The organism is Pseudoxanthomonas sp., assembly GCF_002863005.1.
Taxonomy (GTDB): domain Bacteria; phylum Pseudomonadota; class Gammaproteobacteria; order Xanthomonadales; family Xanthomonadaceae; genus Pseudoxanthomonas_A.
The window spans coordinates 121767-144024 of sequence record NZ_PKDG01000013.1 but is presented as its reverse complement, the minus strand read 5'-3'; the positions used below and the strand labels follow the sequence as shown (position 1 = coordinate 144024).

Sequence of the window (22258 nt, the reverse complement as noted above, 5' to 3'; positions counted from 1 at the left end):
ACCCACTCCTTCTTCTCGCCGGCGGCCACTTCCGCCGCCAGTTTGCCCTCGTGCGTCGCCTTGTGCGCCAGCATCGGCTGGCCGACCAGGTCGCCGATGGCGAAGATGTGCGGCACGTTGGTGCGCATCTGCGCATCGACCGGGATGAAGCCGCGGTCGGTGACGGTCACGCCGGCCTTCTCTGCGTCCAGCTTGCCGCCGTTGGGCGAACGGCCCACCGCGACCAGCACGCGATCGAACGTGCCCGACGCCAGTTCCGGCGCGTGACCTTCGGTGGCGCTCTCGAAGCCGACGGTGATGCCCTTCTTCGACGCCTCGACCTTGGCGGCCTTGGTCTTGAGGTGAACGATGACGCCCTGCTTCTTCAGGCGGTCGGCCAGCGGCTTCACCAGGTCCTTGTCGGCGCCCGGCATCAGCTGGTCCATGAACTCGACCACGGTCACTTCACTGCCCAGCGCGCGGTACACCGTCGCCATTTCCAGGCCGATGATGCCGCCGCCGACCACGAGCAGCTTCTTCGGCACCTCGGCCAGCTGCAGCGCATCGGTGGAATCCATCACGCGCGGATCGTCCCACGGGAAGTTCGGCAGCTTCACCGCCTGCGAACCGGCGGCGATGATGCATTGCTCGAAGCGCAGCAGCTGGGCCTTGCCATCGCTGCCGACGATCTCGAGCTCGTTCGGCGAGACGAACTTCGCCACGCCGGTCACCGTGCGCACCTTGCGCTGCTTGGCCATGCCGGCCAGGCCCTTGGTGAACTGGCCGACCACCTTGTCCTGCTTGAAGCTGCGCAGCTTGTCGAGGTCGATCTTCGGCTTGCCGAAGCTGATGCCGATGTCGTCCGAATGCGAGGCTTCCTCGATCAGCGCCGCCGCATGGAGCAGCGCCTTCGACGGGATGCAGCCCACGTTGAGGCAGACGCCGCCCAGCGTTTCGTAGCGCTCGATCAGCACGGTATCCAGCCCGAGGTCGGCCGCGCGGAACGCCGCCGTGTAGCCGCCAGGGCCCGAACCGATCACGACGATGCGGCATTCGATGTCGGCGGCCTTGCCGGTGCCCAGCGCCGGCTTCGGCGCCGAGGTGGCCGGTGCGGCAGGGGCGGCGGGCGACGGCGTGACGGGAGCGGACTTGGCCGGCGCCGCGGCAGCGCCCTCGCCTTCCAGGATCGCGACGAGGCTGCCTTCGGCCAGCTCATCGCCGAGCTTGACCTTGATTTCCTTGATAACGCCAGCGGCCGGCGACGGTACTTCCATCGTCGCCTTGTCCGACTCCAGCGTGACCAGGCCCTGGTCCTTCTTCACCGTGTCGCCGACGGCGACCAGGATCTCGATGACCGGCACGCCATCGTAGTCGCCGATGTCGGGCACTTTGGCTTCGATCAGGCCACCGCCACCGGACGCGGCGGGCGCGGCGACCGGTGCAGCATGCGCAGGCGCGGCAGCCGGCGTCGGGGCCGGCGTTGCAGGGGCCGCAGGTGCGGCCGGCGCGGCCGCGGAGACGGCGGCGCCTTCGGCTTCCAGCACCGCCACGACGCTGCCTTCGGACAGCGCGTCGCCGAGCTTGACCTTGAGTTCCTTCACCACGCCGGCGGCCGAGGACGGCACTTCCAGCGTGGCCTTGTCCGATTCCAGCGTGACCAGGCCCTGGTCCTTCTTCACCGTGTCGCCGACGGCGACCAGGATTTCGATGACCGGTACATCGCTGTAATCGCCGATGTCGGGGACTTTGACTTCGATCGTGTTCGCCATGTCTCAAGCCTCCCGGATCAGAGCAGCACGCGGCGCATGTCGCCGAGCAGCTGGGCGAGGTAGGCGGTGAAGCGCGCCGCGGCGGCGCCGTCGATCACGCGGTGGTCGTAGCTCAGCGACAACGGCAGCATCAGGCGCGGCTGGAACTGCTTGCCGTCCCAGACAGGCTGGATCGACGACTTGGACACACCGAGGATGGCGACTTCCGGCGCATTGACGATCGGAGTGAACGCCACGCCGCCGATGCCGCCCAGCGAGGAGATGGAGAAGCAGCCGCCGGACATTTCAGCCGGGCCGAGCTTGCCGTCGCGCGCCTTCTTCGCCAGTTCGCCGCTTTCCTGCGCGATCTCGTTGACGCCCTTCTTGTCGACGTCGCGGATCACCGGCACGACCAGGCCGTTCGGCGTATCGGCGGCGAAGCCGACGTGGAAATACTTCTTCAGCGTGAGGTTCTCGCCACTGGCATCGAGCGACGCGTTGAAGTCGGGGAACTTCTTCAGCGCCGAGACGCTGGCCTTCATCAGGAAGGCGAGCATGGTCAGCTTGATGCCGGCCTTTTCGTTCTCCTTGTTCAGCGCCACGCGCAGCGCTTCCAGGTCGGTGATGTCGGCGTGGTCATGCTGGGTGACGTGCGGAATCATCGCCCAGTTGCGGGCCAGGTTGGCGCCGGAAATCTTCTTGATGCGCGACAGCGCGACGACTTCGGTCTCGCCGAACTTGCTGAAGTCGACCTTAGGCCACGGCAGCAGGTTCAGGCCACCACCGGCAGCCGCCGGCGCACCCGCAGCGGCAGGCGCCGACACGCCGCCGGCCAACGCGCCCTTGACGTACTTCTGCACGTCTTCCTTGCTGATGCGGCCACCGCGCTCGCTGCCGCTGACCTGGTTGAGGTCCACGCCGAGTTCGCGCGCGAACAGGCGCACGGCCGGGCTGGCGTAGGCAACCTTTTCGGGGAGCACGCGGTCGGCGTTGAATTCGACCGGGGGCGTACGCGGCGGCGAGGCTTCCGGATCGATGCCCGGCTTGTCGTCCAGCACGCGCGAGGCAGCGGGCGCCGCGGCGGGTGCGGCGCGCTCCTGGGCGATCTCGCGCTGGGCAATCTTGTCCGGCGTCGGCGAAACGGCGACCGGTTCGACCTTCGCGCCGGTTTCAGCCGTGGCGGTCGGTGCGGGTGCGGCGGCGGGCTTGGCCTCGGCGGCGCCTTCGCTGGTTTCGATCAGCGCCACCACGGCGCCTTCGGCGATCTCGTCGCCCAGCTTGACCTTGATCTCCTTCACCACGCCGGCGAACGGCGACGGCACTTCCATGGTCGCCTTGTCCGACTCCAGCGTGACCAGGCCCTGGTCCTTCTTCACCGTGTCGCCCACGGCGACCAGGATCTCGATCACCGGTACGCCGTCGTAGTCACCGATATCGGGGACTTTGGCTTCCTTGATGTCGGACATGGCGTTACTCCGGTGCGGGCGTGAAGAAGGGAACCCCTATTGTGTCCGCAGTGGCGCGATGCGCCAACCACTCCTTCGTGTTAATTGCTGTCCCCGAGGGACATTGCGCCCCGTCGCGCGCGCAGTGGTATCCCTTTGGTCGGACGACGACGCAGCACGCGATCCCGCAATACGCACCCGCATTGTTCATCCGACATGCGCGTTCGCACGTATCTGGATGCGGCGTTCACGGGCCCAAGCCTAGCATCGCCGCCCATCCCTTCCCGGAGGTTCCCATGCGCTGGCTCGTCCTGCTGTTGTCGCTCGCCATGCCCGTCGTGTCCTGGCTGTCACAGCAGGGTTCGTTCGGCCCCACCAATGGTGCGATCTCGGACCAATATCCGACGCTCATCGTGGCGGCTGGCTACGCCTTCGCCATCTGGGGCCTGATCTTCCTGTGGGACGTCGTGTTCGGCGCCTGGCAGGCGTTTTCGCGGCGGGCGGCGACGGCGCCTCTCGCCAGCGTGCGACCATGGGCGGCGGGCGGCTTCGCGCTGACCGCCGTGTGGATGCCGGTGTTCTCGCAACAGCTGTTCTGGCTGGCGTTGTTGATCATCTGGGGGGCGCTGGCCTGCCTGCTGCGCTGCGCGGTGGCGCTTTTCGACGCGCGCACCACCACCCCGGGCCTCACTGCGTGGGCATGGGCGCCGCTGTCGCTGCATGCGGGATGGCTGTCGATGGCGGCCTTCCTCAACACCGCGCAGGTGATCGTGGCATACCGTCTGCTGCCGACCGACGCCATGCTGCCATGGACGCTGGTGCTGTTCGCTTTGGCGACCGCGCTGCTGTTGTGGGCGAACCACCGCATGCGCGGCAACCTGCTGTTTGCCGCGGCCGCGCTGTGGGCCTTGGCGGCGGTGTACGTGAAGCAGTCGGGCTGGACCGTGCCAGGCAGCGACACGGCCGCGGTGGTGGCGGTCGTCGTCGCGGTCGTGCTCGCGGTGCAGACCGTGTGGCTACGGGTCCGGCCGCAGTCCCGCCCCGCGTTGGGCTGAGCCTGCCAGCCACGGCGTCAGCACGCTCCACGCCTCGCACAATGCCGCCAGTCCCATCGCGGCATGCGCCGGGCTGGTCGATGGCAGCGCCACGCTCTGCACGCGGCGTTGCGATGCCGCTGGCCACTGCGGTTGCACATGGCGGCGGAACAGCGATGACGCCGTCGCGCCATTGAACGCGATGGCGCGCAGCCCGGACAGCGAGGCGATCAGTGGCACGATCGCGTTCGGTCGTTCGCTGCCGCGCACGATGGCGCTGTCCAGGCTGCCTGCGCGACGACATTCGCCGATCACGTCCCACAAACCGATGCCCGCCCGCTGGAGGGCCGCCAGTCGCACCTCGTAGGCGGCATCCGCCGCGACGCCCGTCAGCGTTTCCATCACCGGCCAGAAGCGGTTGCGCGGATGGGCGTAGTAGCGCGCCGCCTGCAGCGAGGCCGTGCCCGGCATCGATCCCAGTATCAGCACGCGGCAGTCCGGCGCGACCACCGGCGGCAGGCCGGTCAGCACGTCCATGCTCAGCCGCCGGCACCCTGCCAGGGTTTCACCACCAGTACCGCACCCGCTACCACCAGCAGAAGGCCGGCCATACGCACGACATCGACGGGTTGTCGTGGATGCAGCACGCCGAAGTGGTCCAGCACCACCGAACCCACCAGTTGTCCGGCCACCACAAGGCAGATCAGCGAGGCAGCGCCGAGCCGCGGCACGAGCAGTGTGGCGGAGGCCACGAACACCGCACCGATCACGCCACCGGTCCACGCCCACCACGGCACCTTGCCCAGTGCCGCGGGCACGAACACCGGCCGCGTCAGCAGCCACCACGCCAACAGCACGCCGGTGCCGACCATGAAGGACGCCAGCGACGCGAACACCGGGCCGAAGGTCTGTCGCCCGAGCGAGGCGTTGATCAACGCCTGCAGCGGCAGCAGCATGCCGATGAAGAGAGCCAATGCCACGCCGGTCGCATTCATGCGTCGTCTCGTCCAGAACAGGAGGACGAACGATACGCCACGCGGCGTCAACGCGTTCGCATCACGCCACCGGAAGCATGCCGTTCCGCTTCGACACGGCGCGATGCAGCAGCGCCATCGACACCAGCAGCATCGCCATCGGCGCCAGCAGCAGGTAGAACGCACGCGACCCGTCGAAATGCGCGAACAACTGTCCGGTGATGTACGAACCGGTGGTGCCGCCCAGGGCCGAGAACACCACAATCAACCCCGTCATCGCCGCATGCCGGGCCTTCGGCAGCGCGCTCAGCACCACCGAATTGATCGCCGGGTAGATCGGCGCCATCAGCAGGCCGATCAGCGGGAACACATACGCGGCCAGCGGCGCGTTCCACCACGTCATGCCTTCGCGCGGCAGCACGTTCGCGGCCAGCGGCAGCGCCACCAGCACCAGCACCGCCATCGCGACCACGCACCCGCTCAGCAACCAGAACCAGGGCACGCGCCGCAGCAGCACGCCGCCGCCCAGCCGGCCCAGCGCCAGCGACCCGGCGAAAATGCCGGCCGCCTGTACGCTGAGCGTCGTGGGCAGGTGCAGGATCTCGCGGTTGAAGGTCGGCAACCAGGTGTTGATCGCCTGCTCCATCAACACGTAGAGGAAGGCGGACACCAGGAACACCGCCACCAGCGGCAACGCCAGCAGGCGGAACATGTCGACGAAGGACTCGCCCGCCGCATGGCCATCCTGCGCGGCGCGTTCGTCCAGCGTGCAGGTCGCCAGCAGGACGACCACCGCCACGCACAGGGCGGCGAGCACCCAGTAGACGTCCAGCCAGACCGGATCGCCCGGCACCTCGGCATTGATGAACGCGGCGAACAGCCATGCGCTGCCCAGGATGCCGACCATGAACCAGCCTTCCACGGTGCTGGTCAACGCGGCGTGCCCTTTCGCGTCCTCGGTCAGCAGGCCGATGCTGGAGTACACGGACACCTTCACCAGCGCGAACGACATGCCGACCGTGGTGAACAGCAGCTTGGTCGCCCAGAACGCATGCAGCAGCGGCATCGCGGCGCAGGCGAGCGCGACCAGCGACAGGCCGAGCATCATCGCGCGGCGATACCCCAGCCTCGGCAGGAACGAGGCCACCAGGAACGATGTGATCGCGATCGGCAGGTCCTTGAACGCTTCCAGCAGGCTCGCATCGGCCTTGCTGATACCGAAGCCCTGGATGGACTGCAGGATCACCGTGCCCACGGAGTTCAACAGCATGGCGAAGATCATGTAGGTCAGGATCATCGCCAGGATCATGCGGGTGCGCGTCATGGGCGGTACCGGTCGGTTCGTGCGCGACGTCGGCGCGGCCCTGCCGCGCGACGCCCAGTGCGAAGAGGATATCCGCCACCGCGCCGGGGAGAGACGGCGCGGCGGCGGAAGACGGCCCGCGCGAACACGGGCCGCGCTACATCACCAGCGGTAGGCGACGGAGGCCTGGTACGACGTACCTTCCAGCGGACGGCCCATGAACACGCCACCGCTGGTCGCATTGCCCAGCACGCGGGCATTGCCCTCGGTCAGCGCGATCTCGTCGGTGACGTTGCGGCCCGAGAAGGTGAACTCCCAGTGGTCGCCCAGGTGCGCGCTGGCGCCGACGTCCCAGGTGTCGTACTTCGGCAGCACCTGGCCGTTGGCGGGATCCGAGTAGCGATCGCCCACGTGGGTGTAGGTGGTGAACACCTTCAGGTCGCCCCACGGCAGCGACCAGTAGTAGCTGGGCGTCAACCGTGCGCGGAACTTCGGCTGGCGCACCACCTGGTTGCCGTCGAACGTGGAGAAGTCGCCATACTTGGCGCGCAGCCAGGTCGCGTTCCACGCCAGTTCGAAACCGCCCGCCGGCCGCCACGCGCCCTCGAACTCCAGGCCGCGCGCCTTCGAGTCGCCGATGATGACGACGTTGTTGCCGTTGTTGTCGAACGCCTGGTACCGCAGACCCGTGAAGTCGTTGTAGAACCCGGTGAGGTACATCTCGTACGTCTCGCCGCCGGCCTTCAGGCCCAGCTCGTACTGGTCGATCTCGGTCTTGTTGTTGGCGCCGTCGCGCAGATTGTCGAACTGCGGGAAGGTGAAGCCCGAGTTGACGCGACCGAACAGGCTGACGCTGTCGTTGAGCGTGTAGTTCAGGCCCGCCGTCCACGACACGTCGCTGTCGTTCTGGTCGATGCTGCGCGGCGTGGTCGAGACCGAGGTGTTGTTGTCGTACAGCGTGTCCGGATTGCCGTCCAGGTCGACCGTGACCGGATCCCACACCGTGCCGTTGACCTCCTGCCGCTCGTAGCGCACGCCGGCATCCAGGCGGATGCGGTCGTTGACGGTCCATTCGTCGGCGATGAAGAAGGCCGTGTTCTGGCCGTCGTAGTCACCGCGGATGTTGTAGAACGCGGTGCCCACGAAACCGTCGCGCGTAGCGACCTGCCCGTTGGATAGCGCCAGGTTCACGCGGCGCGCGTTGTCCTGCGCGGTGAGCAGCATGTTGTTGCCCAGCCACCAGCGGTCCTTGGACGAATAGTCGGCGTAGTACATACCGAAGGTCAGGGCGTTGCTGTCGGTCAGGTCGACACTGAAGCGCAGGTCGTTGGTGAACGAACTGATCTCCTTGTCCACCACCCAGAAACCGGCCGTCAGCACCTGCTGGTTCGGATCGACCGCGCCGCCGCCATTGACGAACGTGCCGGTGCCAGTCACCCCTGCGCCATAGGTGTCGGTGATGTACGACGACAGCGTCTGCGGATTGGCGCCGGTGAACAGTGCGTAGGTCGGCGCATCGCCTTTCAGGTAGTTGAACTTGTCGCTGATCGTCCAGTTGCCGACGTACCAGTCCAGCGAGCCGCCGAACACGTCGATGTCCACGCCGCGGCCATCGGCCAGGTCGCGCGTCATCGTCTGGTTGCCGACGCCCGTGGGCAGCGTGACGCGGCGGAAGTCGTCGCCGACCAGCGTGCCGGTGGTGGGATCCAGCCCCGGGAAACCGGAGATGTCCTCGCCGTTGTTGCGCGAAACCAACGGTACCGCGGTATAGAACGTGTTCTTGTCGTCGGTGTGGCGCGCGTAGAGATTGAACTCGCCCTCGGCCCAGCGCTTGGTCAGCGTGGCGCTGAGCTGGCCGCCCTTCTCCACCGGAAAGCCGGTCTGGCGTACGCCATCGGTCTCGCGGTAGAAGCCGCCCACGCTGTAGTACCAGCCGGTGTCGGTGCCCAGCGGGCCGCCGCTGTAGAAGTCGACGCGGCGCAGGTCGTCGGTACCCACGGTCAGGCGCACGAGGCCTTCGGGCGTGTCTTCGCCCTTCTTCTGGATGAAATTGACGGTGACGCCGGGCTGGCCGTTCGAATAGATGGGGCTGGGGCCGCCACGCAGGCCTTCGACGCGCGCGATGGTGTCGTCGATGCGGAACAGCGTGGTGTTCTCGAGGAACGACAGCGTCGGCGGCGGGAAGATCGGCGAGCCGTCCAGTTGCAGGGTGAAGAACGGTGCATCGCCCTCGGACGGCATGCCGCGCACGAAGACGTTGGCGCCGGTACCGCCGCCGCTGGCCTCGGCCCAGACGCCCGGCACGATCTTCAGCAGGTCGGCGGTGCTGGTGGGCGCGGTTTCCTGGATCTGCTCGGGCGTGGCGGTGCTGATCGAGAAGCTGGCGTCGCGCTTGCGCAGGCCCTTGAACTTGGCCGTGCCGCTGACGACCACGGCGTCCAGCGTCTTGGCCTCCTGGTCGGCGGGCGCCGCGGGTGCGGCTTCCTGCGCGCTCGCCAGCGCCGGCGATAGCGCCAGCGCGATGGCGGCCGACAGGGCGTAGCGCATCGGGTGCTTGGTGTGTTGCATGGTCCCTCCCTCCACTTGCATTGTTGTCGTGTTGTTGGCTGGCTGCCCACCGCGGCTTCTGTGGCCACGTGCGGTCAAGGCGATACGAACGTCCTCAGGTCAAACGCGTTGATGTGCGGGATGACGGCGTCGGCATGGCGAAGCGCGCGCGCGTCGCCGATGCCGATCGCGGCCATGCCCGCCGCATGGATGGCTTCGATGCCGGCCGCGGCGTCTTCCACGCCGATGCAGCGGTGCGCCGGCACGCCGAGCGCGGCGGCGACGTCGAGGAAGATGGCCGGGTCGGGCTTGGCGCGGACGATGCGCCCGGCATCGGCGATGTAGTCGAAGCGGTCGGCGATACCCAGCTTCTGCAGCAGCGCCGGCGCATTGCGGCTCGCCGACGCCAGGCCGAGCTTCAGGCCCGCCGCGCGCGCCGCATCGAGTACCTCGCTCACGCCGTCGAACAGATCCTGCGGACCGACGTGCGCGATCTCCTGCACGTAGTAGCCGTTCTTCGTATCGGCCAACGCGCGCTTCTCGTCGTTGGAATAGCTTCGCGTGGCGCGCTCGAGGATGATCTCCAGCGACGCCATCCGGTCCACGCCCTTCAGGCGTTCGTTGACCTGCAGGTCGAACGGCACGCCGATCTCGTCGGCCAGCCGCTTCCATGCCCGGTAATGCGTGTGCGCGGTATCGGTCAGCACGCCGTCGAGATCGAAGATCAGCGCGGCGCAAGCGCGGGGCAGCGTCATCTTCGGTGGCGATGGCACGGCGAGCGGCAGCGCGACTTCGCGCCCTGCCTTCAGCATCACTTCGCTGCCGGCGTGGCCGAACGCCAGCGCGTCGCCTTCATCGAGGCGATAGCGGGCACCGCGCGCGTCCACATCCACGCGCAGCGCGCAGCCGCGCCAGCGGAGGTTGAAGCCGTAACCCTTCCACGCTTGCGGCAAGGTGGGGGCGAACTGCAGCCGGCCCGCCACGATGCGCAAGCCGCCGAATCCCTGCACCAGCCCCAGCCAGCTGCCGGCCATCGCCGCCATGTGCACGCCGTGGTCGGTGTTGCCGTGCAGGTCGTCCAGGTCCACGCGCAGGCTGGCGTCGAAGTAGTCCCAGGCCTTGCCGTCCTGGCCTACTTCGCTGGCCAGGATGCCGTAGACCGGCGCCGACAACGTGGAGTCGTGGGTGGTGACGGCCTCGTAGTAATCGAAGTCGCGGCGCTTCGTGCCCAGGTCGACGCCATCGCCGGCCAGCACCATCGCCATCACCACGTCGGCCTGCTTGCAGACCTGGTGGCGGTACAGGGTGAGCGGGTGGTAATCGAGCAACAGCGGGCGATGCGGCCCTTCGCGCCTGGGGAACGGCCAGCGCGGCTTGGCGAGGAAATCGTCGTCCTGCGGATGGATGCCGAGCGCCGCGTCCACCGGCAGGTGCATCGCGTCGGCGGCGCGCTGCCAGAGCGCGACTTCATCGGCATCGAGCCCGATGCGGCTGGCGAGGGCGCGCAGTGCGTCGGGGCGATCGGCCGAGAGGCGGGCCCATGCAGCGACGGCGCGCTGCAGGTGCCGCTGCGCCATGCGGTTGGTGTACCAGTTGTTGTTGACCAGCGTGGTGTATTCGTCCGGTCCCGTGACCTCGTGGATGCAGAACGCACCGCCGAGCCGCGGATTGAAATGGCCGGCCTGCGGCCAGATGCGCGCGGTCTCGAAAAGAATCTCGGCGCCAGCCTCGCTGAGGAAGTCGAGATCATCGCTGGCGTCGAGATAAAGCCCGATCCCGTAGGCGATGGCGGCATTGATGTGGTACGCCGCCGAGCCGCTGGGATAGTGCGCGGAACATTCGCGGCCGGCGATGGTGCGCCAGGGGTACAGCGCACCGCGGGGATGGTTCATCGCGCGCGCGGTGTCACGCGCGCCGTCCAGCGTGCGGAAGCGGTACATCAGCATCGCGCGCGCCACGTCCGGCGCGGTGAACGCCATGACCGGCAACACGAAGGCTTCGGTGTCCCAGAAGCAATGGCCTTCATAGCCTTCGCCCGTGATGCCCTTGGCGGCCGTGCCGTTGATGCCGTCGCGTCCGGCCGACTGCAGCAGGTGGAACAGGTTGAAGCGCAGCGCGAGTTCCGCCGCGGCATCGCCCTCCACGGACAGACCGGCGCGCTGCCAGAACGCATGCAGGGCGTCGGCCTGCGCGGCCGCGATGCCGTCGAACCCGTCGCGCAATGCGCGCGCCAGCACGGCGTCCACGCTGTCCTGCGCCTGGCCATTGCCGTCGTCGTAAGCGACGTATTTCTCGATCACCACGGAAGCGCCTGGCATCAGCGTGGCGCCGAAGCGTTGCTCCACGCGGCCATCGCCCGCCTGCGCCACGGTGAACACCAGGCCCGGCGACAGCCGGTGCTGCTGTGCGCACACCAGGGCGACGCCGCTGTGATGGGTGCGCTGCGTCAGCCGGGCGCCTTCGGCATCGGCAAGCTCATCCGCGACGTGCAGCTCTTTGCCGCCGTGCACGCCGATGCGGGGATCATCGCCCTGTTCGACGGCCTGCCGTCCGGTCTCGATCGATGAACACAGCGTCAGTGGGCCCGCATAGTCGATGGACGCCACTTCGAACCGGATGGCGAGCAATGCGCGCTCGGCCAGCGGCACCACGCGGCGCGCGCGGATCTCGAGCGTATGCCCCTGCGCGGTTTTCAGGCGCAGGCGGCGCTCGAGCGCCCCGGCGGCGAGATCCAGCGTGCGCTCGAAGTCGAGCCACTCTGCTTCCTGCAGGCGCAGCGGCGTGTCGCCGAGTCGCAGCCGGAGGTGCTTCCCCTCGGCGACCGGCACCCGCGTGTCGGTGCTGCGGGTGAAGCCGGGGAAACGCTCGTGGTAGTGGATGGGGTTCTGCTCGAACACGCTCGACAGGAACGTGCCATCGCTGGGGCTGTCGTCTTCCTCCAGCGCACCGCGCACACCCAGCGTGCCGTTGGCGAGGGCGAACAGGGTTTCATCGCGCGCCGCGCGCTCGGCGTCGAACGCCCGTTGGGTAAGCCGCCAGGGATCGGACCGGCTTTCGCCCGCCGTGCCCTGACCCGATGTATGCGCCTGCTTCTGTTCCACCGACATCCTCGTGCTCACCTGTTACCGGCCGTGGCGGAACCACGGGCGGGGGCACGCTAGAAGTCGTTGTTATCGATGTCAAGTTATCGATGTCAAAGAAGCCTCTCAAAGTCCGGAACCCTGCCAACGCCAAGGCAGGGACATAGACAAAACCCTTTTTATTCAATAGTTTGGTGGCAACAAGAAGCGGATCGACGCGCCCGGATGTCCACCGGGTGGCCGCTGCGATGCAGCAGCACAATGCGCTCAGGTCGTGCGGACGACCAGATGGGTCGGCAGCGTCTCGGAAACCGCCTGGTCGCCCTCGATCAGGGCGCGCACCTTGCGGGCCAGCAGCACGCCGGCATCTATGAAGTTCTGGTGCACCGAGGTCAGCGGCGGCACGTAGGTCGCGCCCAGTGGGGAGTCGTCGTAGCCGATCACCGAGACATCCTCGGGTACCCGCCGCCCACGTTCGATCAGCGCGCGGATCGCGCCGATGGCCAACAGATCGCTGGCGGCGAACAGTGCGTCCACCTGCGGGTTCGCCTGCAGCAGCGCATGCACCGCATCCGCGCCCGCGCCGACGGTGAAACTGGTGACGGTCGGCGCGATCGGGGTGATGCCATGGCGCGCCAACGCGGCGCTGAAACCTTCGAGGCGTTCGGCAAACTCGCCATGGGCCGGATCGCCGAGGAACGCGGGGCGGCTGCGACCGAGCGCGATGAAACGCTCCGCCGCCAATGCACCGCCGCGGCGATTGTCACTGCCGACCACCACCTGCGATTCGTGCCGGCTGACCGCGCCCCACACCACCATCGGCCGGCCCCAGCGCTGCACTTCGTGCATCGCGTCCTCATGCGCGCCCTGGCCCAGCAGGATCACGCCGTCGGCAGCCTGGACGTTCGGCAGCGAGCCGCCTTGCAGCGAGGTCAGCAGCACGCTGTAGCCGGTGGAGGTCAGTTCCTGGGTGATGCCGCCCAGCAGATCGAGCGGATAAGGCCCCGACATCTGGCGCTCGACGGTGGGCTTCATTTCCACCACCACCGCCACCGTCATGCTGCGGCGGAGCTTGAGGTTGCGCGCGCTGACATTGAACGAATATCCGTACTGTTGGGCGACCTCGCGCACGCGTGCGCGGGTTTCCGCATTCACCAGCGGGCTGTCGCGCAACGCGCGCGAGACGGTGATCGCCGATACGCCAGCCACTTTCGCCAGATCCGCCATGGTCAGGTGGTCGCCGGGCGACGGCAGCGCCGTGGCGCCGGTACGGCGCTTGCGTTTGGCAGGGGGCATGCGGGTCACGTCCGTGCGCGGCTGGCTTCGTATTGTGCAATAAGCGTGTCCACCGGCGTGGAGGCGATCACGCGGCCGATCACTTCGGGCAGCAGCTCGGCCGGCTTCTTGAAGCGCAGGCAGCTCTTGCCCATGTCCAGCTTCATGCCGGCGTCCGCGTAGGCGTTGCGCAGCACTACGTCCTGCGCGGAGTTCGCGTAGCACACCGTCAGGTAGAGCGCGTAGTACTGCTTCTGCGCGGCCAGCGCGACATACGGCAACGGCTGCTTGTTGTAGGTGGTCGGATAGCGCGACAGCGGCACCTCCCACGCGATCATGCCCCAGCTCATCGCCTCGACGTAGCCGTCGGGGATGTGCCGGTTGACCAGGTCGCGGACCGAGGCGATCACCGTGCGGCGATCCTCGGGCAGTTCCGCGAGGTATTCCTCGACCGTCTTCGCCTTGCTGCTCGCCATGGCGCCACTCCGTTTGCGCGAACAGTAGCGCAGGCCGGGGCGACCCGCCATGCCTGGCGGCGCCCCACGTAGCGATCGCTGGCACGGCGCAGGGCGTGAATGACGGGCCGCACGCGCTCAGCGAAATGCAGGCACCGTGAAATCGAAGCGCGAAAGGGTGCATTTTCAGCGCCGTTCTCGATTGGTTCACGTCGCGCAGCAGGAGGCATTCATGCAGTGGTGGTTACGGTGCGCTCGCCCTGACGGCGACGACGCATCACGCATCGCAACGCACGGAAGGGACATAAGAAAACAGAACAGGAGATTCCTGCATGAAATCCATTCGTACCCTCACGATTGCCCTGGCTTCCCTCATTGCCGTACCTGCCCTGGCGCAGGATGCAACGACCGATACGACGTCCGATGCCGCCAGCAAGCGCTTCGCCGTGGTCGGCGGCGCCGCCATCCTCAAGCCCGATCGCGATCCCGCGCCCGGCCTGAAGATCGACGGTGACGTGGCGCCCGTGATCAGCGCCAGCTGGTATGCCACCCCCAACATCGCCGTTGAACTGTGGGGCGCCGCCGACAAGTTCAACCACCGCGTCAAGGCGGATGGTGCCGGCAAGATCGGCACCGTCGACCAGCAGCCGATTGCGCTGAGCGGCCAGTACCACTTCGGTACGCCCGACCAGGTCATGCGCCCGTTCCTGGGCCTGGGCTACTACGAGTCCAATTTCAGCAACGAGAGCATCGGCGGTGACGGTGCGCATGTGGGCCTGGAAACCGCCAAGGGCGCCATCGCCACGGCAGGCATGGACTTCAACATCAACGAAACCTGGTTCGCGCGGACCGACGTGCGCTACATGAAGGGTGACGCCGGCGTGCGCGTGGCCGGCCAGGGTACCGGCGAAGAACTGACTATCGACCCGTGGGTCGTGGGCGTGGGTATCGGCGCGCGCTTCTGATCCATCGCTCCAACGCGCCGATGGGGCGGCGGGCTTCCGGGCCCGCCGCCTTTCTGCTTTCCGCCGTCAATGCGCGCCGTATCCCCGCAGCCGCTCCAGGCGCGCGACGCGCCACTTGGCGCCCCAGGCGTAGACCAGGTAGTAGCCGAGCAGCAGGCCGCCGACCGCGAGCAGGCTGCCATGCCCGCTCAGCAGGGCGTGCGTGGCGGGTTCGGCCTGCGAGCGCCAGTACTCCACCATCTGCACCATCCCCCACACGATGCGTGCGGCGACGATGACGACCAGCAGCAGGGCCAGCCAGGCATTGGGCTGGTAGAACACGCCCTGCGGCGCGACTTCCCAGCGCGTCAGCCACAGGCCCAGCAGGCCCAGCATGACGCCGGCCGCCAATCCCGCGCCCGCACCCAGCAGGCTGTCGGGCCACCAGATCAGGCCGAATGCACTGACGACGAGGAAGATCGCGACCGAGACCAGCAGGCTCCAGGCGTTGAGCGCCAGCAGCCACCCACGCGCCATGCGTCGCGAGCGCCCATAGCGGTATCGCTGCCACAGCGACAGCGGAAGCAGCACCACCCACAGGGCGAGCAGCAGGAAGACGAGCAGCAGGACGAGGACGATGGGCATGCGCGCATGATGCCGCAAAACGCGGCGGCGTCAGGGGTGTTCCGACTCCACGTGCACGTTCTCCCGGCGCAGCAGATACAAGCCACTGGCGACGATGATGCCGGCGCCGATCCAGGTCACGCCGTCGGGCAGCACCGACCACAGCGTGACATCGAGGATCACGCCCCAGATCAGCGCGGTGTATTCGAGCGGCGCGATCAACGACGCCTCGCCGCGGCGGAAGGCTTCGGTCAGCGCGACCTGCGCCAGCGAGCCGGACACGCCCACCCCGGCGATGATCCAGCCGTGCGAGGCCTGCAGCGGCTTCCATGCGGGCAGTGCCAGCAACGACGCCCCGAGCGACAGCAGCACGACGAACCAGAGCACCAGCGCCTGCGTGCTGTCGCGTTGCGCGAGCATGCGCACGGTGACTGCGCCCAGCGCATAGCAGATGGCCGCAACGAGAATGGCCAGGCCACCGGCGGTCAACATGCCTTCGCCGGTCGGCCGCAGGATCACCAGCACGCCGACCAGACCGATGACGATCGCGGTCCAGCGCCCCGCTCCCACCCGCTCCTTCAACAGCGGCCCCGCCATCGCGGTGACCAGCAGCGGCGCCACGAAGGTGATCGCATAGGCCGTGGACAAGGGCATGGTGCGCAAGCCGTAAACGAACCCGGCCATCATCGCGATGCCCAGCACGCCGCGCAGCAGGTGCAGCGGCCAGTGCACGCGCAACAGGGAAACGGCCGGCACCGTCGCCAGCACCCAGATCGCCACCAACGGCAGCGAAGACAGCCCACGCAGCGCTGCGACCTGCAGCGGCGGGTACTGCGCAGAGAGCAGCTTCAGGCCGGCATCCATCAGCGCGAACAGCAGCACCGCGGCCAGCATCAGCAGGACGGCGGACGTAAGCGAGGAACGGGGGGTGGTCATGCGGCATTATCGCCTCCCTGGTCATGTTCCGCCGCGCGTGCGCTACCCTGCGCGCGTCCATCCTGCAGGCAGGCCCATGACTGTGATCGCTCCAGGCACCCCTGCATCGCCCCGCTCGCGGCTTGCGGTGCGCTTGGCCTGGGCGGTGCTGTGGCTGTTGCTCGGGCTCGCCAGCATCGAGTTCCTGGTCGCCGCGTATGGGAAATATCGGCATCTCGATTCGACCGCCTACGGCATGTTCATGACGAGGCGGGGCTGGCTGTGGATGCATCTGGCCGGCGGACTCACGACGGTATTGCTGGGTCCGGTGCAGTTCTTCACCCAGTCGCGCCGACGCCATCCGCGCATGCACCGCGTGATGGGCCGCGTCTACCTGTCGGGCATGCTGGTCGCCGCGACCGGCGCGGCCGGACTGATCGCCAGCTCGCCTGCGCCGCTCGCCATCCGCATCGCGTTCTCGTCGACCGCACTGGCCTGGCTGGCCACCGCGCTGGTCGGCTTCATCGCCATCCGCCACGGCCTCGTGGACCGACACCGCCGCTGGATGGTCCGCAACTACGCGGTGACGCTGGCGCCGATCGTCTTCCGCCTGTCGCTGCCCCTCGCCATTGCCGGCGGACTGGTACCGTCGCCGACCCTGATCGCGACCCTGCTCTGGTGCAGCTGGATCGTCCCGCTGTTGCTGTGCGAAACGGTGCGCCGTCTCGTGGGGCGGCGACGTCCCGCCAACGCGCTGCCCTCGGCCGACGCGATCCCGCTTCCCGGCGCACGGTAGAATTCCGCGCCCGGTAACAGGATTCCCCCCATGCCCTCCTTCGACGTCGTCTCCGAAGTCAACGTCCACGAGCTGACCAACGCCGTGGACCAGGCCAACCGCGAACTCTCCACCCGTTTCGACTTCAAGGGCGTGGACGCCAAGTTCGTGCTGGAAGAGAAGCTGATCACCCAGTCCGCGCCCAGCGATTTCCAGCTCAAGCAGATGACCGACATCCTCCGCGCGCGCCTGATCGCGCGCCAGATCGACGCCCGCTGCCTGGAGTTCGGCGATGTGGAAACCAACCTGGCCGGCGCGCGCCAGAAGATCACCGTCAAGCAGGGCATCGAGCAGAAGCTGGCGAAGAAGATCGTCACCACCATCAAGGACGCCAAGCTGAAGGTAGAAGCGCAGATCAACGGCGACAAGCTGCGCGTCACCGGCAAGAAGCGCGACGACCTGCAGGACGTCATCGCGCTGCTGAAGAAGACCGAGTTCGAGCTGCCGCTGCAGTTCGACAACTTCCGTGACTGATATGCCGGCCACCACGGGCGCAGCAAACGACCCCATCGACGCCACGCGTCGCTGGGTGGAGCGCGCGGTGATCGGGCTTAACCTGTGCCCGTTCGCCAAGGCGGTGTACGTGAAGCAGCAGGTGCGCTTCGTGCTGAGCGATGCCAGCACGCCGGAAGCCCTGCTCGAGGAACTGGCGGAAGAACTGGTGCTGTTGCGCGACACCGATCCCGAGCAGGTCGACACCACGCTGATCGTGCACCCGGATGTGCTGACGGATTTCCTGGACTACAACGACTTCCTCGACAATGCCGATGCGGCCGTCGAGGCGCTCGACCTGCAAGGCGTCATCCAGGTCGCCAGCTTCCATCCGGACTACCAGTTCGCCGGCACGATGCCGGACGACATCGGCAACTACACCAACCGTTCGCCCTACCCCACCCTGCACCTCCTGCGCGAAGCCAGCATCGATCGCGCGGTGGAAGCCTTTCCGGACCCCGACATCATCGTCGAGCGCAACGTGAAGACGCTGGATGCGCTGGGGCATGCGGGCTGGGCGAAGCTGTTTGCGGAGTGAGGACGAGGCTGCAGGATGGGGAAGTGACGTGGGAGCGACGTAAGTCGCGATGCTTCTGCGTCTCCATCTCCAGGATGGTCAAAGCCAGACCGCATCCCACCACGGATACTGCCCCACGCTTCGCGCAAGACCCGCGCGCAGCGGATTGGCCACGATGTAGCGTGCCGCCGCCAGGACGGCGGGACCGCTGCGCAACGAGCGATCGTGGAAACCCTTCTCCCAGACATGTCCGGCATCGGGATATTGAAGGCGGATCATCCTGGCGCTGTTGGATTTCAATCGCTGGATAGTGGTCGACAGATCGTCCATCGATCCCAGTTCGATCACACCATGCCAATGATCCGGCATCAGTACCCAGCAGAGCAGCCGCGACCGATACCAGAGCCGCGTTGCGGTGAGGGTTTGGCAAGCGTAGTTCGCGAGGTCGGATTGCTCGAACAGCGGTCGTCGCTCTGCTGTGGTGAATGTCACCAGATAGGCCTGGCCCGGCTCGGAGAAGCGGCCTTTCCTCAATTCAGAGTATCCCGACATGCCAAAACGCTCCCGCGAAAGAGACGAGCATGGCAAGTACCGAAGGAATCGCCATCGGAGTTTTTCCCGACAGGATCTCGGAATTCAGGCCAGAAGCTTCGCGACTTACGTCGCTCCCACATCAGTCGCGCAGTGGCGCCGCCAACCGCCGCTCCAGCAGCACGCGCGCGTCGTCCAGCGACGGCAGGATCGTGTGACCCAGCGCGCGGACGCTGTCATCGGGTTCCAGCAGGTCGGGAATCTGGATCGGATACATGCCGGCTGCCAGTGCGGCACGCACGCCCGTGGGGGAATCCTCCAACACCAGGCAACGCGCGGGATCCACACCGAGCGAGCGCGCCGCGAGCAGGTAGACGTCGGGTGCGGGCTTGGGGTGTTCGACGTCGCTGCTGGTGCAGACGGCGTCGAAGCGCGACAGCAGGCCGGCCGCTTCCAGCTTGCGCAGTGCGAGCGGGCGTCGCGTGGACGTGGCGACCGCACGCGGAATGCGACGGGCGTCGAGGAAGTCCAGCATCGCCAGGATCCCGGGACGGTGCGGCACGCCGGCCGCGACGACGGCGTCGTACAGCACGTGCGAGCGTTGCAGGATTTGTTCGCGCTCCACTTCGCCGACCGCTTCGTCCAGCAAGTGGCGGCAGACGGCTTCGCTATGCCCGACCATCGACAACCACAACAGCTCGGGCAGGTCGTGGCCGCGCTCGCGCGCCGCCTCCGCCAGGCACGCGATGATGGCGCGTTCGCTGTCCAGCATCAGCCCGTCCATGTCGAAGATCACCGCGGCCGGCGCGAAGGGCAGCGATGGAGGACTCACGCGCCCGCCTCGAAGAGCCGGCGCAGGTCCTCCTCGGCGAGCACGCGCCACTGGCCCGGCGCGAGATCGTCCAGCGTCAGTCCGCCGATGCGGCTGCGATGCAACGCGTCGACGTGGTTGCCGACGGCGGCGAACATGCGGCGCACCTGGTGGTAACGGCCCTCGGTGAGCGTCAGCTGCGCATGGCGCGGATCGATGACGTGCAGGCCGGCTGGCGCAAGCGGCGTTTGCTCCGATTCCAGCATCAGCGTGCCGCTGGCGAAGAGCGCGCCTTCGTCGCCGCGCAGGTCCTGCGCCAGCGTCGCGTCGTAGACCTTGGGAAGGTTGGCCTTGGGCGAAATGATCCGGTGCAGCAGGCCACCGTCGTCGGTGAGCAGCAGCAGGCCACTGGTCTCGCGATCCAGGCGCCCGACCGTGGACAGCACCGGCGAGCGATCGCGGAACCGGGGCGGGAACAGGTCGTAGACGATGCGTCCGGTGTCCTTGGTCGAGCAGGTGTAGCCCACCGGCTTGTGCAGCAGGATCGCGACGCCCGGTGCAGGGTCGAGCGGCTCGCCATCCACGCGGATGGCGTCGTGATCGACCGGATCATCGGCGTACAGCACCTCGCCCGCGGCGTCGGTGATCCGGCCTTCGCGGAACATCCATTGCACGTCCTTGCGGCTGCCATAGCCGAGGTTGGCGATGTGCTTGACGATCTTCATGCGGTCACCGCCTCGCCTTGGTGGCGGCAATCACCTTGAAACCGTCACGCTCGCCGGCCACGCGCACGTCGCCGAAGCTGTCATTCAAGGTCTGCTCGTACGGCAAATGGCGATTGGCCACCAGCCACAACCGGCCGCCCGGCTTCAGTGCGGCGGCCGCGGCAGTGATGAAACGCTGGCCGATGTCCGGACGGTCCGCACGGCTTTGCGTGTGGAACGGTGGATTGCTGACGATGAAGTCGTAGCGCTGCGGCAATCCCGCAGTGACGTCGTGCCAGTGGAAATCGAGCGTTGCGCTCGCACCGGCATCCGCGAGGTTCTCCCTGGCCAGCGACAACGCACGCGCCTCGGCCTCGTACAGGTCGAGCGCGGTGATGCCGGGATTGCGCGCCAGCAGCGACAGCGACAGGAATCCCCATCCCGCGCCCAGGTCGGCGCCGTGTCCGGCGATATCCGTCGGCAGACATTCGACCAGCAGCGCAGAGGCCGGATCGATCCGGTTCCAGGCGAACACGCCCGGACGGCTGAGGTAGCGGCCACTCTCGATCCGGCGCGGCGCATCCAGCGCCGACCATTGCGCGAGCAACGCCTCGTCGACGCTGTCCGCGCGCTTGCGCGTCCAGAACGTGCGGCAATGGAACTTGGTCAGCGTGCCCGCCAGTCCCGCGAGTTGCTTCAGGTCGGTTTCGCCCGACTTGGCGCCCTCGTTGTTGGTCATCGCGGCGACGACGACGCCATCCGGCGCCGCCAGTTGCACGGCGCGCGCAAGCAACGCGCGCGCTTCTTCGCGCTGGCGCGGCGGCAACACCAGCACCAGGGCGTAGCGCGTCGGTTCGACCGCTGCATCGGCGACGACGCGCAGGCCAGTGCGTTCCAGCAGTTCGGCGTCGGGACGGAAACTCTGTTCGCATACCAGCTGCGACAGCGGGAACTGGCGCAACGCGGCGCCATCGCGCGCGCGCAGGAACAGCACCGGCCCGGACGGCCAGGCGAGCACGCCCTGTGCGAAGGGCAGCATCAGGGCATCGAGAGCGGGATCGGAGAAAGGAGAGGCCACGATGCGACGCGCAGGCAGGGAATGAGGCGTCATTCTAACGGCAGCCACTCGCCACTGATTTCGCCGCCGCTGGTCGGGCATCGAAAATAAAATGAAAAAAGTGTTGCGCATCGCAAACAAGCGGCGTATTGTCCGCGCCCGTCGGCCACGTGGCCGTTTTTTCAGCAATCGAATTCTTCCCATGAAGCCCGCCTATTCCTTCGACAGCAAGCCCGCCCTGCAGCCATCGCGCTGCGGCCTGGCGCTGCGTGCGAACGGCAGCGACCTGCGCGATATCGAACGCGCACGGCACCTGGACTTCTGACATCCGGCTGACTCCCTGGGAGATCGGCCACCCCGATCTCCCGAGGAACGCGAACGCCCTCGGGTCGCCATACCCGGGGGCGTTTTGTTTTCAGCGTTCGCGGAGGATGCGCATGCATCGAGGTTCGTTTCTTTCCACCACGGAAGTTCCTTTCCGCCCTGGGGCATCCGGGTAGCGCGCGTGTGCGCCCCGATGCAGGGGCGCGGCTGCGACTGGCGCATGTGCGCTGCGTCGTGATGCCCCGACGCGGGCTGCACATGGAGAGAACACCCACAAGGGCGCGTCGCGCCCGAACGGATTGCCGGTTGGCGACAGCCGGCAATGGGGAACATCGATCGAACACGCTACAGCGGTACGGGCTAGCGTCCCGTCCGGTGCGCGCGGCGCTGCCGTGGCGTATGCCGAAGCGTGGGAGACGGTGCTCCTCGAGCGGACGGAAGCTCAGAGGCAGAGCAGCGGCGCATGCCGTTGGCCACCGGTTCGAATCCGGTTCGTCCACCACTGGATAGCTCAGATGGGTAGAGCATCGGACAGTTAATCCGAGAGTCGCGGGTTCGAATCCCGCTCCAACACCAGACTGTAAATCTGGAATCAGGGACGCGAGTCCCACCCAGGAAACGCCCCGTGCGGCGTGTCGTCCCTTCGCGATGGATTGCGGTCGGG

At 67.4% G+C, this 22258-nt stretch carries 21 protein-coding genes and 1 tRNA gene; 7 read left to right on the top strand and 15 right to left on the bottom strand.

Translation table 11 applies throughout. The features are described 5' to 3' along the window. Together CYU89_RS04350 and CYU89_RS04345 are read right to left on the bottom strand one after the other, a co-directional pair. Positions 1-1748, bottom strand: a 1748-nt coding sequence (locus CYU89_RS04350) for an FAD-dependent oxidoreductase (RefSeq protein WP_296278988.1), incomplete at its 3' end; no start/stop codon positions are given. 17 nt (positions 1749-1765) lie between these two features. Beyond that, positions 1766-3193 carry a dihydrolipoyllysine-residue acetyltransferase gene (locus tag CYU89_RS04345; protein ID WP_296278986.1) on the bottom strand — a complete coding sequence of 476 codons (1428 nt, stop codon included), beginning with the start codon at positions 3191-3193 and terminating at the stop codon, positions 1766-1768. Positions 3194-3468: 275 nt separating this feature from the next. Between CYU89_RS04345 and CYU89_RS04340 the strand changes: the two genes are divergently transcribed. Then, on the top strand, positions 3469-4227 hold the full coding sequence (locus CYU89_RS04340; RefSeq protein WP_296278985.1) for a hypothetical protein: 759 nt from the start codon (positions 3469-3471) through the stop codon (positions 4225-4227). Here CYU89_RS04340 and CYU89_RS04335 read toward each other — a convergent pair. The 7 genes from CYU89_RS04335 to CYU89_RS04305 form a co-directional block, all read right to left on the bottom strand. After that, the gene (locus CYU89_RS04335; protein ID WP_296278984.1) at positions 4189-4743 is read right to left on the bottom strand and encodes a DNA-deoxyinosine glycosylase; all 555 of its coding nucleotides are present in this window, start codon (positions 4741-4743) and stop codon (positions 4189-4191) included. The genes CYU89_RS04340 and CYU89_RS04335 overlap by 39 nt on opposite strands. A gap of 2 nt (positions 4744-4745) precedes the next feature. Beyond that, positions 4746-5201, bottom strand: coding sequence for a DMT family transporter (locus CYU89_RS04330; protein ID WP_296278983.1), 456 nt, complete (start codon positions 5199-5201; stop codon positions 4746-4748). Between the two features lie 61 nt (positions 5202-5262). Further along, complete coding sequence (locus CYU89_RS04325) at positions 5263-6504, bottom strand: MFS transporter (protein ID WP_296278982.1); 1242 nt, start codon at positions 6502-6504, stop codon at positions 5263-5265. A gap of 141 nt (positions 6505-6645) precedes the next feature. Then, complete coding sequence (locus tag CYU89_RS04320) at positions 6646-9051, bottom strand: TonB-dependent receptor (RefSeq protein WP_296278981.1); 2406 nt, start codon at positions 9049-9051, stop codon at positions 6646-6648. A gap of 74 nt (positions 9052-9125) precedes the next feature. Next, positions 9126-12137, bottom strand: coding sequence for a beta-phosphoglucomutase (gene pgmB, locus CYU89_RS04315; protein WP_296278980.1), 3012 nt, complete (start codon positions 12135-12137; stop codon positions 9126-9128). Positions 12138-12377: 240 nt separating this feature from the next. After that, positions 12378-13406 carry a LacI family DNA-binding transcriptional regulator gene (locus CYU89_RS04310; RefSeq protein ID WP_296278979.1) on the bottom strand — a complete coding sequence of 343 codons (1029 nt, stop codon included), beginning with the start codon at positions 13404-13406 and terminating at the stop codon, positions 12378-12380. Between the two features lie 5 nt (positions 13407-13411). Beyond that, positions 13412-13861, bottom strand: coding sequence for a DUF1801 domain-containing protein (locus tag CYU89_RS04305; RefSeq protein WP_296278978.1), 450 nt, complete (start codon positions 13859-13861; stop codon positions 13412-13414). A gap of 311 nt (positions 13862-14172) precedes the next feature. Here CYU89_RS04305 and CYU89_RS04300 point away from each other — a divergent pair, with 311 nt between their 5' ends. Continuing rightward, entirely contained in the window at positions 14173-14805 is a 633-nt protein-coding gene (locus CYU89_RS04300) for an OmpW family outer membrane protein (protein WP_296278977.1), read from the top strand. A 66-nt stretch (positions 14806-14871) separates the two neighbouring features. On the opposite strand, the gene CYU89_RS04295 is transcribed toward CYU89_RS04300, so the two are convergent. Together CYU89_RS04295 and CYU89_RS04290 are read right to left on the bottom strand one after the other, a co-directional pair. Further along, positions 14872-15429, bottom strand: a complete 558-nt coding sequence (locus CYU89_RS04295) for a DUF1453 domain-containing protein (protein WP_296278976.1) — start codon at positions 15427-15429, stop codon at positions 14872-14874. 30 nt (positions 15430-15459) lie between these two features. Next, positions 15460-16344, bottom strand: coding sequence for a DMT family transporter (locus CYU89_RS04290; RefSeq protein ID WP_296278975.1), 885 nt, complete (start codon positions 16342-16344; stop codon positions 15460-15462). Between the two features lie 76 nt (positions 16345-16420). Here CYU89_RS04290 and CYU89_RS04285 point away from each other — a divergent pair, with 76 nt between their 5' ends. From CYU89_RS04285 to CYU89_RS04275, 3 genes are read left to right on the top strand one after another with little or no spacing between them, the layout of a single operon-like run. After that, the gene (locus tag CYU89_RS04285; RefSeq protein ID WP_296278974.1) at positions 16421-17119 is read left to right on the top strand and encodes a DUF2306 domain-containing protein; all 699 of its coding nucleotides are present in this window, start codon (positions 16421-16423) and stop codon (positions 17117-17119) included. A gap of 30 nt (positions 17120-17149) precedes the next feature. Next, entirely contained in the window at positions 17150-17632 is a 483-nt protein-coding gene (locus CYU89_RS04280; RefSeq protein WP_093489837.1) for a YajQ family cyclic di-GMP-binding protein, read from the top strand. A 1-nt stretch (position 17633) separates the two neighbouring features. Beyond that, entirely contained in the window at positions 17634-18188 is a 555-nt protein-coding gene (locus CYU89_RS04275) for a DUF1415 domain-containing protein (RefSeq protein ID WP_296279003.1), read from the top strand. Positions 18189-18266: 78 nt separating this feature from the next. On the opposite strand, the gene CYU89_RS04270 is transcribed toward CYU89_RS04275, so the two are convergent. The 4 genes from CYU89_RS04270 to CYU89_RS04255 all read right to left on the bottom strand — a co-directional run bounded on the left by CYU89_RS04270 (position 18267) and on the right by CYU89_RS04255 (position 21324). Continuing rightward, a complete protein-coding gene (locus tag CYU89_RS04270; protein WP_296278973.1) occupies positions 18267-18719 on the bottom strand; it encodes a transposase in 453 nt (150 codons plus the stop codon). Between the two features lie 121 nt (positions 18720-18840). After that, positions 18841-19530, bottom strand: coding sequence for an HAD family phosphatase (locus CYU89_RS04265; RefSeq protein WP_296278972.1), 690 nt, complete (start codon positions 19528-19530; stop codon positions 18841-18843). Next, positions 19527-20234, bottom strand: coding sequence for a pseudouridine synthase (locus CYU89_RS04260; protein ID WP_296278971.1), 708 nt, complete (start codon positions 20232-20234; stop codon positions 19527-19529). The genes CYU89_RS04265 and CYU89_RS04260 overlap by 4 nt, the downstream gene beginning before the upstream one ends. A 4-nt stretch (positions 20235-20238) precedes the next feature. Next, positions 20239-21324 (bottom strand): class I SAM-dependent methyltransferase, encoded by a 1086-nt coding sequence (locus CYU89_RS04255; RefSeq protein WP_296278970.1) that lies wholly within the window; start codon positions 21322-21324, stop codon positions 20239-20241. Between the two features lie 148 nt (positions 21325-21472). Here CYU89_RS04255 and CYU89_RS04250 point away from each other — a divergent pair, with 148 nt between their 5' ends. After that, on the top strand, positions 21473-21595 hold the full coding sequence (locus CYU89_RS04250; protein ID WP_255412318.1) for a hypothetical protein: 123 nt from the start codon (positions 21473-21475) through the stop codon (positions 21593-21595). A gap of 431 nt (positions 21596-22026) precedes the next feature. Then, positions 22027-22096, top strand: a tRNA-OTHER gene (locus CYU89_RS04245). Positions 22097-22258: the final 162 nt, after the last annotated feature.

Coding starts and splice junctions, on each gene's coding strand:
- CYU89_RS04250 (WP_255412318.1), top strand. CDS start 21,473: ATGAAGCCCGCCTATTCCTTCGACAGCAAGCCCGCCCTGCAGCCATCG.
- CYU89_RS04300 (WP_296278977.1), top strand. CDS start 14,173: ATGAAATCCATTCGTACCCTCACGATTGCCCTGGCTTCCCTCATTGCC.
- CYU89_RS04330 (WP_296278983.1), bottom strand. CDS start 5,201: ATGAATGCGACCGGCGTGGCATTGGCTCTCTTCATCGGCATGCTGCTG.
- pgmB (WP_296278980.1), bottom strand. CDS start 12,137: ATGTCGGTGGAACAGAAGCAGGCGCATACATCGGGTCAGGGCACGGCG.
- CYU89_RS04305 (WP_296278978.1), bottom strand. CDS start 13,861: ATGGCGAGCAGCAAGGCGAAGACGGTCGAGGAATACCTCGCGGAACTG.
- CYU89_RS04275 (WP_296279003.1), top strand. CDS start 17,634: ATGCCGGCCACCACGGGCGCAGCAAACGACCCCATCGACGCCACGCGT.
- CYU89_RS04345 (WP_296278986.1), bottom strand. CDS start 3,193: ATGTCCGACATCAAGGAAGCCAAAGTCCCCGATATCGGTGACTACGAC.
- CYU89_RS04255 (WP_296278970.1), bottom strand. CDS start 21,324: ATGACGCCTCATTCCCTGCCTGCGCGTCGCATCGTGGCCTCTCCTTTC.
- CYU89_RS04260 (WP_296278971.1), bottom strand. CDS start 20,234: ATGAAGATCGTCAAGCACATCGCCAACCTCGGCTATGGCAGCCGCAAG.
- CYU89_RS04340 (WP_296278985.1), top strand. CDS start 3,469: ATGCGCTGGCTCGTCCTGCTGTTGTCGCTCGCCATGCCCGTCGTGTCC.
- CYU89_RS04320 (WP_296278981.1), bottom strand. CDS start 9,051: ATGCAACACACCAAGCACCCGATGCGCTACGCCCTGTCGGCCGCCATC.
- CYU89_RS04290 (WP_296278975.1), bottom strand. CDS start 16,344: ATGACCACCCCCCGTTCCTCGCTTACGTCCGCCGTCCTGCTGATGCTG.
- CYU89_RS04325 (WP_296278982.1), bottom strand. CDS start 6,504: ATGACGCGCACCCGCATGATCCTGGCGATGATCCTGACCTACATGATC.
- CYU89_RS04295 (WP_296278976.1), bottom strand. CDS start 15,429: ATGCCCATCGTCCTCGTCCTGCTGCTCGTCTTCCTGCTGCTCGCCCTG.
- CYU89_RS04285 (WP_296278974.1), top strand. CDS start 16,421: ATGACTGTGATCGCTCCAGGCACCCCTGCATCGCCCCGCTCGCGGCTT.
- CYU89_RS04270 (WP_296278973.1), bottom strand. CDS start 18,719: ATGTCGGGATACTCTGAATTGAGGAAAGGCCGCTTCTCCGAGCCGGGC.
- CYU89_RS04335 (WP_296278984.1), bottom strand. CDS start 4,743: ATGGACGTGCTGACCGGCCTGCCGCCGGTGGTCGCGCCGGACTGCCGC.
- CYU89_RS04280 (WP_093489837.1), top strand. CDS start 17,150: ATGCCCTCCTTCGACGTCGTCTCCGAAGTCAACGTCCACGAGCTGACC.
- CYU89_RS04310 (WP_296278979.1), bottom strand. CDS start 13,406: ATGCCCCCTGCCAAACGCAAGCGCCGTACCGGCGCCACGGCGCTGCCG.